Consider the following 14,488-nt stretch of genomic DNA (forward strand, 5'->3'; position numbering starts at 1 on the left):
CCACCACCAAGGACCCCAAAATCCTGGCCCTGCCCGAAACGGTATGGATCAACAAGCCACCAGAAAAACCCGAGACAAAGAAAGCAGCCTAACTCCCACTGGCCTCATCCACCTTGACAAATTCCGCCCCGACGATGGCCGTTGCTGAGCGCTCCCGAGCGAGTCATCGTCGGTCCCTACTCCGTCGTGCTGATACGACATGGAGTCTGGAACGGACGTGTTGGCAAGCACCCGGAGGCCTGATTCCTGCAGCGACATTATGATGGCGATCTCGAGCCCCGCATCCGGAACACCCAAGGATTTGCCGGCCACGATGTAGTCCCGCGCCACCTTCACTTGGGCAGTACTGAGGACAGTGGGCGGTCCGGAAGTCGACGCGATCGACAGCCCGGAGGCCGTCCCTGGTTGGGCCGCCGTCTCCGCCACGCTTGACGCGTCGGTGAGGCACGCCGTCGTGCTTCCTTCGGCTGCAGAAGCGACCAGCGCCAAGCCACCGCACATGACCATTATCAGCACCGGCACCATAACGCTGGCAACGTAGGCGACAAGGCGAAGTAGGGCACGGCGCTTGATCGCTGCCAGCACCAGCGCCGGCACGGCCATCAGTAGACGATTCTGTCAGCCGAGGCGTAGAAGGCGACCATGGCGCAGCGGTCAACCGGCGCCGTCGACGCTGGCGGGCAGTTGACCATGACGCTAACGGGTACGGTGTAAGCATTTTTCCCGCCCGTTTGGTGTTCCTCGACCTTGAGCGTGAAAGTGCACACGTGCAGGCCCGCCCATGGTGCTGGCTGTTGCTGCACCTGGGTGAGTTGTTCGTCGCAGGAGGATGTTGAAACCGAGGCCGTCCGGTAGGCGTGCATGCCGGATAAGGAGGCGAACGATGCCGCGGTGACTCCTGTGGCTTGGAATTCCTGGGCCATGACTACCAGTGGGTTCGCTCCGTCGGGCAGCACGTCCCACCATGAACGCAGCCGTTCATAAACTTCAGAATAGGTCGAAGATCTGGCGTCCCACGTATAGATCGCCTCCGCTGCGGCCTGAGCCAGCATTCGGTAATCCCTCGTTTTCGGCTCGTTGGGTGCGAGTGGGAGTTCCGGTTTTTGGGACGGAACGACGACGGCGGCAGATGGGATTGCAGCCCGCGTCGGCTTCGCTGTGGTAGCCGCTGGGACGGGCTGCTCGAATTGGGCCGGGGAGGGTGTTCGCAGTGCGAAGACGACCGCGACGGCGGCAATCAGGACGACCGTCACCAGCAGTGATATCCACAAGCGGGGACGCGTGGCCAGATGATGCATCAATTCGACAAACCGGTACACGGGAACCCCCTCTCACCTGGTTCATGGTCGTGTGGAAGGTCTACGACATGACCACTCGAACGGCCTCGGAACGTTGGTGTGCCGCTACAGCACGCTCAAGAACGTCCAGTGCGGCGAGATAAAGGTTGCGTGCGTAACCAATCCTGCCCTCAAGGTACTTTTTACTGACGCCGGTCTCAGCCGATAAGTCCGCGATCCCCGCCGTTCTCTCTGTGCCGCGAATGCCCGTCAAGACCAATCGTTCAGCAACAACCTGGAGTAGCACCGTGGGTATGCAGCACACCGCCGTCGCGATGATAGTCGGTGAATCGTCGAGCGTTCGTGCATCGACTTCCAGCGCTGCCTTCACGGTCATGGCTGTTTGGCGGACCACGGTAACCGCATGCCAGCGCTTGCGTTCTTCCCATTCGGGCGTGTGTGCTTCATGCCGTTGACGGGGCGTCGTCAGGCACTTGACCGCCAGCTCCCAAGTTTCGGCCGGGACGTGCTGACGCACTTCGGTCAGGACCTCGGCAACCCATTCGCGTTCGGCGATCTGCTCGACGCTCTCCGTGGTGGCAAAGTCGACCGGTGACGCCTTCGATACCTCAGGATCAGCGGTAAGTGACATCCACGGATGGGCCAGAGTCCGCCTGACGTGATCGGCGCACAAGTGGACTGCTATTCCTTGAACCCATCCCCCAAATGAAGCGTCGGGCAATTGGCGATAGGGCCGCTTGACCAGTCCATCCCAAGCCGCGACGCGGACCTCTTGCATGACGTCGTCGACGTCGTCGACGTGACCAATGCGAAGCAGTCTGGCGCGCACATATGGGCGAACACCTTCGACGGCGATCATCAACTGATCGATGGGAATGTCGAACTCCGGCGGCCGTGCCAAGGACGGGTCGATGCTGCTGTGGAGGAAGGCGGTACTTGATTCTTTGGAGTTGAGGCCCATCATCTTCACCGTTTTCGTGCGTATGGTGACTATCGACGAGCGGCGTCGCGACTGGCGCCACCGCTATGGCTCACGTCCGCGCAGATAGGTGCGTTGACGAAAGCACGCTGGATTTCCCAGCTGTGAAGCGAGCCCTTGTGGTTCCCGTGGGCGCCTCCGCATGAAGTTACCATTTCAGTGTTAGACATGTCTAAAACATTGTCAAGAGCGTTCTGCCCGCTTGTGGACAGCCCTGGGGCGGAATGACCCCATGCCCCACAGGACGCTACCGACGGACGGAGAGTGGTCGTCCGGAGGGTTGGCGTCGAACTTGTTCACAGGCAGCGAAGGGCGCCGCGGTACTCGACAAACAAGGCCCGTATTAGGGAGCGGACGGCTGCCCATCGGCGGTATCTTCTGAATAATTCGCGGCTAGGCGCTCACCGGTTGAGTGACGTTTGATGTCTTTGTTGAGGTAATCGGTGATCGCTTTGAGAGTTTCAGGCGATACATCGCCCAACGCTCGGGCCGCAAATGTTTTCACCCTCGCGGCCCTCAAGGACCTTACAAACTCAAGCCGTGAATCTATACGCTCCGGTAACTCCGATTCGTCGTCCCCCAGCAAGTAAGCCGGATCTACGTCGAAAACGTCGCTGATGGCCGTCAACAGTTGGGGGTCCGACACCAGGCGGCCAGTGCCGTCTTTCATGTATGACCAACGAGCGCGAGAAAGGCTCACACCGCGGTCGGCCAGCTCCTTCTGCAACTCGGGGAACGTCAGCGGACTTCCCCTTTCCGCCATAACGACGTCGAGCAGCAAGTTCAGGCGGCGCGCGAGGATAAGTTGGGCCGACGGAGTGACGTCTGCCTCGCTTTCCTCGGCTGCCACTTCGCGCTCCCGGTGCTGGACATCGCGGCGCCAAGGGCTTTTAGCCCGGTGCGCCCTTACTGACCCCAGTATTCCGTGCGGTTGTTCCCGTCGCAATAAGCCGCTCGAGCACGTTGTCGGCTGCGGTCATCAGGATCAGTTTGGCGTCTACCTTGCCGACGCCGGGAAAAATGGTAATCCCCGCTGCGGCACCGTAGGCGGAGAGTCCTGCGGGATCCAAGACCTGGATGGCATCGAGATGGTACGAAACCTCCTTCAGGACATCCATCAGCGCACGAAGAAACTCCGCGTCTTCATCACCGTTCCGATGCCAATACCGTTCGTTTCTCATGAGCTCCGCGGCGTGATGGAATGCGTTGGCTTGCGGATGCTCAGCCATGGCATCCTCCTTTCTGACAATGGCGCACCAACCGGATACGTTCGGACGCCCTAGTCCGTTGCCTGTTCATCGTTTCCCGAGGCTCTTTCGACATGACCAAACCATACAAAACTCGGGCCCTGGGTATCTCAGCCACCAACCTGCAAGTTCCTGGCCGGACGGGCAGCCTGGCGGGTACACGCGAGATCGCGGATCTGAAAGAGAGTATTGCTGCGGCCCTGATGGATTCGGAGCTGGCCAGAGGAGTGTAGGGAGGTCACGTCGCTTGCCGCACTTACCACTATGAACAGTGCAAGGCTCCAATTACAGAATCTCGGGCCACAGTTCGCCACTGTCCGCACCGAAAGGGACTTGCAATGAGGATCAATCAGGACCTGGCCGCTCATGCCTCGACCCAGGCGGGACAGTGGATGTCGCCCCAAGACGTCTGCGACCAACTGCAGATTCCCCGGCAAACCTTCTACCAATGGCGGGCGAAGCACATGGGGCCGCCCGCTTACCGCTTCGGCAAGCTGATCCGGATTGACCGCGACGACTTCAATGCTTGGCTCGCCGGGCATGCCGAACCAAGCACCTCGTCATCGAGTGAAGTCGCGGAAAACGGACGGTAGCAACATGCGCCTCGAATTCTACGAGCCCGATGAGGCCGCTGTACTGCTCCGCTGCTCTGAAGCCTGGCTGCGGGCCGGAGCTGCGAACTGCGAATTCCCCCACCTCACCTGGGGGAAGGGCAAGATCATTTTCACTGACGAACATCTCGAGGAGATCGCCCACCTCCGTGAAGTCAAACCCCACATTCTCGATGCGGACACCCGCCGCGTCATCGGCACACGAGCCGAACGCAGGCTCAAATAGCAAGCTGCGAGAAGCGACCTACTCCTGCCAGGCCCTCGACGATCGCTCGACCGCGTCCGCTGCGTCCTGAAGTGCCTGCGGCATGAGGTGTCCGTAGATTTGCTCAGTTGTCGACGTGGAAGCATGGCCAAGGCGCCGCGAAATCGTGAACAGCGAGACGCCGTCCTGGATAAGCCACGAAGCATGGGTATGCCGAAGATCGTGGATGCGCGGCTCCTTCACCAACCCCTTCGCCTGCGCCGCCTTTACGGCGGGGAGCCAATAAATTGCCCAAAACACCCGGTGCCGCAACTGCCCGCCACGAGGCGCAGGGAACAGCAGCTCCGTGCCTGCCCGAGTCGCGACCAGCGGAATCAATCTTTCCACCAGCTGCGGGTTCAGTGCGACGGTACGCTTGCCGGCCCCCGTCTTCGTTGCGCCAAGGTAAAACTCGCTGTTGGCGCCGCGCTTCCATGCCTTGTTGATCCGCACCGTCGCGGGCTTGGCCAACAGGTCCACGTCGGCGACGGTAACAGCTGTCGCTTCCCCGAAGCGCGTCCCTGTCATGACGAGGAACTCGGTGAAGACCTTATATGCCTGCTTCATTCCGTCCATAATCAGTCCGAATTCGCGGTGCGTCAGGAATCTGGCCTCGTCTTCGGGCTTCTCCCCCGTGGGCAGCTGGACCCGCCGGCAGGGATTGTCGCTGCGGTACTTCAGCGCGATAGCCGTTTCCATAGCCGAGTAAAGAAGGGCATGCACGTTCTTGATCGTCTTGGCACTTCGACCCTTTTTCTGCATGGACTTAATCCACGCGGTCAAGTGCCGGATGTCGACTCTGTCCACGGCAATAGAACCAAGGGTGGGAACGATGTGGAGGTTCAGCATGGTTTGATACGTCCGGACGGTGCCGACAGACGGCCGTACCAGCAAGTCGATGTGCTCCTGGACGACTTCGGTGACGGAAGGAACCTTCCGCCGGGCGTCGAGGATGGCGTCTTGCGCAACCTTAAACGACTGACCGTTGGCGTCAAGGAGCTTCTTCAATGTGACTGCTTCCGTCTCGGAAACAAAGGTGATGCTCTGCTGGGACCCTACCTCCGGGTCTCTCCACCGGACTTGGTAAGCCTTCGGTCCGGTTCGAGATGGGCGCACTACGATGCTGGCCATAGCCTAAATGCTACGCCGTTTGGGAACACTTTATAAGGATTTGGGAACACCACGCCGGTCAATGTGCCGCTGACCTGCGGTAATACTGTGCCCGAGGTGGGACTCGAACCCACACACCTCTCGATACTGCATTTTGAGTGCAGCGCGTCTGCCATTCCGCCACTCGGGCCTTCAACGTGAGATAAAGAGCAAAAACCCTCACCCATGCGAGAAACTACTCTACATGCCGATAGGCTAAATCGTAGAACTGGAACCTCCAGCCAGCGGCGTGGAATGTTGGACGCGCCCCGCACTCCCGTTGCCCAGCAATACCGCTTTCAAGGAGCTCTCGTGTCAGAACAAACGGAACCCACGCCGCCCGCTGCGTCCACCCCCGCTCCGGCCCGCCGCGTAGTGGTCGCCGAAGATGAGACGCTGATCCGGCTGGACATTATGGAGATTCTCCGCGGCGAGGGCTATGACGTGGTCGGCGAGGCGGACAACGGCGAGAAGGCGGTGCAGCTGGCGGAGGAGCTGCGGCCGGATCTGGTGCTGATGGACGTGAAGATGCCGGTGATGGATGGGATTACGGCTGCGGAGAAGATTGTGAAGGCCCGGATCGCCCCGGTGGTTTTGCTGACGGCGTTCAGCCAGCGGGAGTTGGTGGAGCGGGCGCGGGACGCGGGAGCGATGGCATATGTGGTCAAGCCGTTCACGCCGGCGGATCTGATGCCGGCGATCGAGATTGCGTTGTCCCGCCATGAGGAGATCAGGGCGCTGGAGGCGGAGGTGAGCGATCTGCAGGAGCAGTTCGCGACGCGGAAGCTGGTGGAGCGGGCCAAGAGCCTGCTGACCACGAAGATGGGTCTGTCGGAGCCGGAGGCCTTCCGCTGGATCCAGAAAACGTCAATGGACCGCCGGCTGGGCATGCGCGAGGTCGCGGAGACGATCATCAATCAGGTCAACTGAGTCGCACTTACGGCACTCATACGGTCGTTTGGGTGCCGTAAGTGCGACTCAGTTGGGGCCGACGACGGCGCGTACGAACGGGCGGCCCGCACCTTATGTGGTGCGGGCCGCCCGTCGTTGTGTCTCTAGGAAAGGTTAGTGGGTCGGCCAGGGACCGACTTTTTCCTTCGTGGATGTCCCGGACTGGGTGAAGTCGGCCAGGTCGCCGACCTTGTGGACCTTAAGGGTGTTCGTGGAACCGGCCTGTCCGGGAGGGGAACCTGCCGCAATGACCACTACGTCGTTTTCCTCGGCGAGCTTTTTCTCGAGCAGTATCTTGTCTACTTGTTCGATCATTTCGTCTGTGTGCCGCACCATCGGCACCAGCAGGGGCTGGATGCCCCAGGTCATGGAAAGCTGGTTCCAGACCTGCTCCACCGGGGTGAAGGCGAACACGGGCTTGACCGGGCGCAGCCGGGAGAGCCGGCGGGCGGAATCCCCTGACTGGGTGAAGGTACAGATGTACTTGGCATCGAGCTGGTCAGCGATGGTGACGGCGGCGCGGGTGATGGCGCCGCCGCGGGTCCGCGGCTGGGTGCCGAGGGCGGGAACGCGTTCGAGTCCATGGACCTCGGTGGATTCGATGATCCGGGCCATCACCTTGACGGTTTCGATCGGGAATTTCCCGACGCTGGTTTCACCGGAGAGCATGACGGCGTCGGCACCGTCGAGGACGGCGTTGGCACAGTCGGAGGCCTCGGCGCGGGTGGGGCGCGGGCTTTCGATCATGGATTCGAGCACCTGGGTGGCGACGATCACGGGCTTGGCCCAGCGGCGTGCCAGTTCGATGGCGCGTTTCTGCACGATCGGGACCTCTTCGAGCGGCAGTTCCACGCCGAGGTCTCCGCGGGCCACCATGATGGCGTCGAAGGCGTCGATGATGGCCGTCAGGTGCTCCACGGCCTGTGGCTTTTCGATCTTGGCGATCACCGGTACGCGGCGTCCTTCTTCGTCCATGATTTCGTGTACGCGGTCGATGTCGGAGGCGTCGCGGACAAAGGAGAGGGCAACGATGTCCACGCCGCGCGCCAGCGCCCAGCGCAGATCGTCCTCGTCCTTTTCGCTCAGGGCGGGGACATTAACGGCAACACCGGGCAGGTTGATGCCCTTGTTATTGGAGACCATGCCGGGAACGGTGACCACGGTGGTGACCTTAACGTCGTCGACCGCGGTGGCCCGCAGCGAAACCTTGCCGTCGTCAATGAGCAGGATGTCCCCGACTTTGACGTCTTCGGGCAGGCTTTTGAGCGTGGTGGAGCAAATATCCTTGGTGCCCGGGACATCCTCGGTGGTGATGGTGAAGACATCGTCCACTGCCAGCGCATGGGGCCCGTCCACGAAGCGGCCCAGCCGGATTTTCGGGCCCTGCAGGTCCGCCATGATGCCCACCGGTTTGCCCAGGGAGGCCGCGGCCTTCCGGACGTTTTCGTAGGTGTTGTCGTGCACCGCGTAGTCGCCGTGGCTCATGTTCATGCGGGCAACATCCACCCCCGCTTCAAGCACGGCCAACGTGTTCTCATAGCTGGCGATCGCCGGTCCGAATGTTGCAACAATTTTTGCGCGTCTCATGTACCTACCCTAATGGAGTTCATCGGCTAACAATCGTGGAAAGGTTGACAGTGGGTGAATGTGCCGGCCTGTTACAGCACTACAGCACGTTGACGGCCACGTCGGTTGGCGCGACGGGCGCGGGCAGGAGCGTTTCTCCGCAGAGGAACTTGTCCACGGCTGCTGCGCAGGATCTGCCCTCGGCAATGGCCCAGACAATCAGTGACTGGCCGCGCCCGGCGTCGCCTGCAACAAAGACGCCCTCCGTGCTGGTCATGTAGTACCCGTCCCGGACAACGTTTCCGCGCCCGTCGAAGGGAGCCTGGATCTGTTCGGTGATCCCTGCCGGTTCGGGTCCGGTGAAGCCGAGGGCAAGGAAGACCAGATCCGCCGGGATCTCCCGTTCGGTGCCGGCTTTGGGGACCCGGCGGCCGTTGACGAACTCGGTCTCGGCAACTTTGATGGCCGTCAGTACGCCATCCTGGCCAACAAATTCCACGGTTGAGGCCAGATAAGTCCGCTCGCCGCCTTCCTCATGCGCCGCTGCCACTTCGAACAGCGTGGGGAACGTGGGCCACGGCTGGTGGGCGGCGCGCTCAGCCGGTGGCTGCAGGCCGATCGCGAGTGTGGTCACGGAGGCTGCCTGTTGGCGGTGCGCGGTGCCCAGGCAGTCCGCGCCGGTGTCGCCACCGCCCAGGATCACAACGTGCTTACCGCGCGCGTCGATCCGGCGCTGCCCGGCAGTGCTGGTGACCGGATCTCCGGCCACGGCCCGGTTCGCCTGCACCAGGTAGTCCATGGCGAAGTGCACGCCGGCCAGTTCCCTGCCGGGGATGTCCAGATCCCGCGGCACCGTGGCGCCGGTGGCGATTACGACGGCGTCATAGCGGCGCCGCAGCTGCTCCCAGGAAACGTCGGTGCCCACCTGCACGCCGGGACGGAACCGCGTTCCCTCCGCCGTCATTTGTTCCAGCCTGCGGTCAAGGTAGTGCTTTTCCATTTTGAAATCCGGGATGCCGTAGCGAAGCAGTCCGCCAATCCGGTCATCGCGCTCGTAGACGGCCACGGTGTGCCCGGCGCGGGTCAGCTGCTGGGCCACGGCCAGACCGGCGGGACCGGAACCGATCACGGCAACGGTCCGCCCGGTCAGGCGTGCAGGTGGGAGCGGTTTGACCCAGTCTTGGTCAAAGGCCTGTTCGATGATGGAGACTTCCACCTGTTTGATGGTCACTGCGGGCTGGTTGATGCCCAAAACGCAGGAGGATTCACACGGCGCCGGGCAGAGACGTCCGGTGAATTCCGGGAAGTTGTTCGTCGCGTGCAGCCGCTCCACCGCTTCCTCACCCTTGTCCCGCCAGGTGAGGTCGTTCCATTCCGGAATCAGGTTGCCCAGCGGGCAGCCCTGGTGGCAGAACGGGACACCGCAGTCCATGCAGCGTCCGGCCTGGCTGCGCAGGACGCTTTTCTCCTGCGCCTCATAGACTTCCTTCCAGTCCATGATGCGCACGGGGACCGGCCTGCGCGGCTGGGTAACACGGTCACGTACCTTCAAAAATCCCCGTGGATCAGCCACCGGTAACCTCCAGAATCCTGTGCCAGACTTCGGCCCCGTCCGGGTCAAGACCGGAGTTGGCGGCGTCCAGGCGCGTTTGCAGTACAGCGGCGTAGTCCCGCGGCAAAACCTTGGTGATGTGCGCGGCGGTGGCATCGAAATCCGCCAGCAGCCGTGCGGCCAGGGCCGAATCCGTTTCTTCGTGATGCCGGATCAGCAGATCCCTGACCAGGCTGCGGTCCGCGGCGTCCAGGGGCAGCAGCTGCAGTTCCCCGGAATCCAGGCTCTGGATATTGACCTTGGCCGACTGCAGGTCCAGCACGTACGCCGTTCCACCGGACATTCCGGCGCCAAAGTTGCGCCCGGTCCGTCCCAGGATCAGGGCCTGTCCGCCGGTCATGTATTCGCAGCCATGATCACCAATACCCTCGACGACGGCGACGGCACCTGAGTTACGCACCAGGAACCGCTCCCCCACCTGGCCGCGCAGGAACATTTCCCCGCTGGTGGCGCCGTAGCCGATTACATTGCCGGCAATGACATTGTCCTGCGCGGGGAAGACATTGGTGCGGTCCGGGCGGACGATGATCCGGCCACCGGAGAGCCCCTTGCCAACGTAGTCATTAGAATCGCCGAAGAGCCGCAGCGTGATGCCGGCCGGCAGGAACGCACCCAGAGATTGGCCCGCCTGGCCGGTCAGCGTGACGTCGATGGTGTCCGCGCCCAGCACATCGATGCCGAATTTCTTCGTCACCTCATGGCCGAGCATGGTGCCCACAGAACGGTCCGTGTTCACCACGCCGACGGAAATCTTCACCGGAGCCCGGTCGCTGAGGGCCTCGGCGCTGAGGGTAATCAGCTGCTGGTCAAAGTGCTTGTCCAGCTCGTGGTTCTGCGGCACCAGGTTGCGAAGCGGGGCGTCGGAGTCGAAATCCATTCCCGCCAAAATCGGATCCAGATCCAGGCCCTCGGCCTTCCAATGGTTGATTGCTTCGCGGGCATCGAGGGTGTCGGCATGGCCAATGGCCTCCTCGAGGCTGCGGAAGCCAAGCTGCGCGAGGATTTCGCGGACCTCCTCAGCCAGGAATTCGAAGAAGTTGACCACAAATTCCGGCTTGCCGGTGAAGCGCTGGCGCAGCTCGGGATTTTGCGTGGCCACGCCCACCGGACAGGTGTCCAGGTGGCAGACCCGCATCATCACGCAGCCGGAGACCACCAGCGGCGCAGTGGCGAACCCGTACTCCTCGGCGCCGAGCAGCGCGGCAATCACCACGTCGCGTCCGGTCTTGAGCTGGCCGTCCACCTGCACCACCACACGGTCGCGCAGGCCGTTGAGCATCAGCGTCTGCTGCGTCTCGGCCAGGCCCAGTTCCCACGGGACGCCGGCGTGTTTGAGGGAGTTCAACGGGCTGGCGCCGGTGCCGCCGTCGTGCCCGGACACCAGGACGACGTCGGCCTTGGCCTTGGTCACGCCGGCCGCCACGGTGCCGATCCCCACTTCGGAGACTAACTTGACGTGCACCCGGGCCGAGGGATTGGCCCGCTTGCAGTCGTAGATCAGCTGGGCCAGGTCCTCGATCGAGTAGATATCGTGGTGCGGCGGCGGCGAAATCAGGCCCACGCCGGGCGTGGAGTGCCGCGTGCTGGCGATCCACGGGTACACCTTGCGTGCCATCAGCTGCCCGCCCTCACCGGGCTTGGCACCTTGGGCCATTTTGATCTGGATGTCCGTGGCGTTGGTCAGGTACAGACTCGTGACGCCGAACCGCCCGGAGGCAACCTGTTTAACCGCCGAGCGGCGCCGGGGGTCCAGCAGCCGGTCCACGTCCTCGCCACCCTCACCGGTGTTGGATTTTGCCCCGAGCTGGTTCATCGCGATGGCCAGCGTCTCGTGCGCCTCCTGTGAAATGGAGCCGTAGCTCATCGCTCCGGTGGAGAAGCGCTTGACGATGCTGGCGACGGATTCCACCTCGTCGATGGGCACGGACGGGCGCACTCCATCCTTGAATTTCAGCAGACCACGCAGGGTCATCAGATTTTTGGACTGATCATCGATGCCGCTGGTGTACTGCTTGAAAATGTCGTAGCGGCGCTCCCGGGTGGCATGCTGCAGCCGGAAGACGGTGTCCGGGTTAAACAAGTGCGGTTCGCCCTCGCGGCGCCACTGGTATTCACCGCCATTGAGCAGCGGACGGTGCGGCTCCTGGACGCCGTCGGCCGGATACGCCACGGCATGCCGTGCGGCAACTTCCGCCGCGATCACTCCCAGACCGATCCCGCCGAGCTGGGAATTGGTACCGGAGAAAAACTCGTCCACCAGGTCCTGGGACAGGCCCAGGGCCTCGAACGTCTGTGCTCCGCAGTAGGAGGTGACCGTGGAAATCCCCATTTTGGACATGATCTTCAGCACGCCCTTGCCCAGGCCCTTGATCAGGTTGTAGACACCTTCCTGGGCGCTCACGCCGGTGATGTCCCCGGTGCGGATCAGTTCCTCCACACTTTCCATCGCCAGGTACGGGTTCACCGCGGCGGCGCCGTAGCCCACCAGTGCCGCGACGTGGTGCACCTCGCGGACATCCCCGGCCTCCACCACCAGTGCGGTCTTGGTCCGGGTGGCGCTGCGCAGCAGGTGATGGTGCACGGCACTAAGCAGCAGCAGGGACGGGATCGGCGCCCACTGTGCGCTGGAATCCCGGTCGGAGAGCACCACGTACTGCACGCCGCGGTTGATAGCTCCGGAAACCTGTTCACAGATTTCAGCGAGCCTGGCACGCAGGGCGCCCTCGCCGCCGTCGGGCTTGTACAAACCGCGGACCTTGACGGCCACCCGATCGCCAGCGGCGTTTTCGATATTGGCGATTTTGGCCAGCTCGTCATTGTTGATCACCGGGAACGGCAGTGCCAGCTGCGGCTGGCGGACCTCCTTGAGCGAGAGCAGGTTGCCCTGCGGCCCGATGCTGGAGTTCAGCGAGGTGACCAGCTCCTCCCGGATGGCATCCAGCGGCGGATTGGTGACCTGGGCGAAGGACTGGACAAAGTAATCAAAGAGCAGCCGGGGACGCTGGGACAGTACGGCAATCGGGGTGTCCGATCCCATCGCGCCCAGTGGTTCGGCGCCGGTGCGGGCCATAGGTCCGATCAGGATCCGCAGTTCCTCCTGCGTGTACCCGAAGGTGCGCTGCCGATGGTTGACCGAAGCCCGGGTGTGGACTACATGCTCGCGTTCGGGCAGGTCAGCGAGTTTAATAACGTTACCGCGCACCCATTCGCCCCATGGATTGGCACCGGCCAGCTCGGTCTTAATCTCCGAGTCGGAGATGACCCGACCCGCGTCCGTGTCCACCAGGAACATCTTGCCCGGGGACACGCGGCCCTTCTTGACCACCTTGGCGGGCTCGATGTCCAGCACGCCCACCTCGGAGGCAAAAATGACCAGCCCGTCCTCGGTAATCCAATACCGTCCCGGGCGCAGGCCATTGCGGTCCAAGGTGGCGCCCACCACCGTGCCATCGGTGAAAGAGACCGCGGCGGGGCCATCCCACGGTTCCATCAGCATCGAGTGGTATTCATAAAAGGCCCGGCGTGCCGGATCCATGGTGGCGTGGTTTTCCCAGGCCTCCGGGAGCATCATCATGATGGCGTGCGTGATGGGACGCCCGGCCAGCCAGAGCAGTTCAGCGACTTCGTCAAAGGACGCGGAATCGGATGCACCCGGTGTGCAGATCGGAAACAGATCCTCCGGGGTATCCCCGAGCAGCGGGGCGCTCAGCGTGGACTGGCGGGCACGCATCCAGTTCCGGTTGCCCTTGACGGTATTGATTTCGCCGTTGTGCGCGATGGTGCGGAACGGCTGCGCCAGCGGCCAGGACGGGAAGGTGTTGGTGGAAAAGCGCGAGTGCACAATCCCCAGCTTCGTCTTGAACCGGCTGTCCGAAAGGTCCGGGTAGAACGGCTCCAGCTGGGCGGTGGTGAGCATGCCCTTGTACACGATGGTGCGCGAGGACAGCGATGGGAAGTAGACGCCGAACTTGTTCTGTGCGCGCTTGCGGAGCCGGAAGGCCTTCGCGTCCAGGACCCGGTCGTCCGGGTTCCGGCTTTCGTTCCGGCTTTCCGGGCGCCTGGTTTCCGGACGACCGGTGGCCGAATGTACAGCCGCGTCGGCACCAGCCTGCGGCAGGCCCACGAAGAGCTGGACAAAGTGCGGCATACAGGCCCTTGCCATCGCGCCGACCAGCCCGTCAACGATGGGGACCTCGCGCCAACCGAGGACAGTGAGACCCTCGTCCCCGGCCAGGGCTTCCAGCCCGGCCCGGGCCAGGGCAGCCTCGGCAGCCTCCGGGGGCAAAAACGCGGTGCCCACGGCGTACTGACCCGCGGCGGGGAGCGCGAAGGTCGTGACGGCGCGGAAGAATTCGTCCGGGATCTGGGTGAGCAGGCCGGCGCCGTCACCGGTACCTTCGTCCGCCCCGACGGCTCCGCGGTGTTCCAGATTGCGCAGCGCGGTGAGCGCGGCGTCTACGATGTCATGCCCCGGTTCGCCGCGCAGCGTAGCCACTATGGCGAGACCGCAGGCATCTTTTTCGGTATCCGGCCGGTAGAGACCCTGCGCTGCGGGCAATAGCGCATAGCGGCGGAACGGGGACTCGGGCAACGCGGCTTCGGGCAGCGGGGCCGGCGGTGCAACCTGCGCAGAGTTGGGTTCCGTCGGTGCGCTGGGGTGAACCTGCGCAGGGTTGGCCTCTGGCAGTGCGCAGCTGTGAACCTGCGCGCCGGATGGGATATGAATCATGGTGTTAAGTCCTTCCCCCTGATGGAGCGTACGGAGGGGACAACGTTGGCCCACGGCGACGGTCGGTACATAACCGACCGCGCTATTTTTCTAGTGCAAATT

Annotated in this window: 13 protein-coding genes and 1 tRNA gene; 5 read left to right on the plus strand and 9 right to left on the minus strand. The window is 62.9% G+C overall.

Annotated features, from left to right (window positions below; all coding sequences use genetic code 11):
* Positions 1-355: 355 nt before the first annotated feature.
* Positions 356-541 (plus strand): hypothetical protein, encoded by a 186-nt coding sequence (locus IV500_RS14920; RefSeq protein ID WP_196397612.1) that lies wholly within the window; start codon positions 356-358, stop codon positions 539-541.
* Between the two features lie 61 nt (positions 542-602).
* On the opposite strand, the gene IV500_RS14925 is transcribed toward IV500_RS14920, so the two are convergent.
* The 4 genes from IV500_RS14925 to IV500_RS14940 all read right to left on the minus strand — a co-directional run bounded on the left by IV500_RS14925 (position 603) and on the right by IV500_RS14940 (position 3,506).
* Positions 603-1,319, minus strand: a complete 717-nt coding sequence (locus tag IV500_RS14925) for a hypothetical protein (protein ID WP_196397613.1) — start codon at positions 1,317-1,319, stop codon at positions 603-605.
* A gap of 40 nt (positions 1,320-1,359) precedes the next feature.
* The gene (locus IV500_RS14930) at positions 1,360-2,262 is read right to left on the minus strand and encodes an RNA polymerase sigma factor (RefSeq protein WP_196397614.1); all 903 of its coding nucleotides are present in this window, start codon (positions 2,260-2,262) and stop codon (positions 1,360-1,362) included.
* Positions 2,263-2,620: 358 nt separating this feature from the next.
* Positions 2,621-3,127 (minus strand): helix-turn-helix domain-containing protein, encoded by a 507-nt coding sequence (locus IV500_RS14935; RefSeq protein ID WP_312875943.1) that lies wholly within the window; start codon positions 3,125-3,127, stop codon positions 2,621-2,623.
* 40 nt (positions 3,128-3,167) lie between these two features.
* Positions 3,168-3,506 (minus strand): hypothetical protein, encoded by a 339-nt coding sequence (locus IV500_RS14940; protein WP_196397615.1) that lies wholly within the window; start codon positions 3,504-3,506, stop codon positions 3,168-3,170.
* Between the two features lie 92 nt (positions 3,507-3,598).
* Between IV500_RS14940 and IV500_RS14945 the strand changes: the two genes are divergently transcribed.
* From IV500_RS14945 to IV500_RS14955, 3 genes are all read left to right on the plus strand, one after another.
* Positions 3,599-3,757, plus strand: coding sequence for a hypothetical protein (locus IV500_RS14945; protein ID WP_196397616.1), 159 nt, complete (start codon positions 3,599-3,601; stop codon positions 3,755-3,757).
* Between the two features lie 105 nt (positions 3,758-3,862).
* Complete coding sequence (locus tag IV500_RS14950; protein WP_196397617.1) at positions 3,863-4,117, plus strand: helix-turn-helix domain-containing protein; 255 nt, start codon at positions 3,863-3,865, stop codon at positions 4,115-4,117.
* Between the two features lie 4 nt (positions 4,118-4,121).
* Positions 4,122-4,361, plus strand: coding sequence for a hypothetical protein (locus tag IV500_RS14955; RefSeq protein ID WP_196397618.1), 240 nt, complete (start codon positions 4,122-4,124; stop codon positions 4,359-4,361).
* Between the two features lie 18 nt (positions 4,362-4,379).
* On the opposite strand, the gene IV500_RS14960 is transcribed toward IV500_RS14955, so the two are convergent.
* Together IV500_RS14960 and IV500_RS14965 are read right to left on the minus strand one after the other, a co-directional pair.
* Positions 4,380-5,510: a tyrosine-type recombinase/integrase gene (locus IV500_RS14960; RefSeq protein ID WP_196397619.1), complete on the minus strand. Its 1,131-nt coding sequence runs from the start codon at positions 5,508-5,510 to the stop codon at positions 4,380-4,382.
* 88 nt (positions 5,511-5,598) lie between these two features.
* Positions 5,599-5,679 (minus strand) — tRNA-Leu (locus tag IV500_RS14965).
* A gap of 161 nt (positions 5,680-5,840) precedes the next feature.
* Here IV500_RS14965 and IV500_RS14970 point away from each other — a divergent pair.
* The gene (locus tag IV500_RS14970; protein WP_196397620.1) at positions 5,841-6,458 is read left to right on the plus strand and encodes an ANTAR domain-containing response regulator; all 618 of its coding nucleotides are present in this window, start codon (positions 5,841-5,843) and stop codon (positions 6,456-6,458) included.
* Between the two features lie 135 nt (positions 6,459-6,593).
* On the opposite strand, the gene pyk is transcribed toward IV500_RS14970, so the two are convergent.
* From pyk to gltB, 3 genes are all read right to left on the minus strand, one after another.
* Positions 6,594-8,066, minus strand: coding sequence for a pyruvate kinase (gene pyk, locus IV500_RS14975; RefSeq protein WP_196397621.1), 1,473 nt, complete (start codon positions 8,064-8,066; stop codon positions 6,594-6,596).
* A 79-nt stretch (positions 8,067-8,145) separates the two neighbouring features.
* Complete coding sequence (locus IV500_RS14980) at positions 8,146-9,618, minus strand: glutamate synthase subunit beta (protein WP_196397622.1); 1,473 nt, start codon at positions 9,616-9,618, stop codon at positions 8,146-8,148.
* The gene (gltB, locus tag IV500_RS14985) at positions 9,611-14,386 is read right to left on the minus strand and encodes a glutamate synthase large subunit (RefSeq protein ID WP_196397623.1); all 4,776 of its coding nucleotides are present in this window, start codon (positions 14,384-14,386) and stop codon (positions 9,611-9,613) included. The genes IV500_RS14980 and gltB overlap by 8 nt, the downstream gene beginning before the upstream one ends.
* Between the last annotated feature and the right edge of the window lie 102 nt (positions 14,387-14,488).

The sequence above is a fragment of the Arthrobacter terrae genome (assembly GCF_015708085.1).
Classification (GTDB): Bacteria; Actinomycetota; Actinomycetes; order Actinomycetales; family Micrococcaceae; genus Arthrobacter_M; species Arthrobacter_M terrae.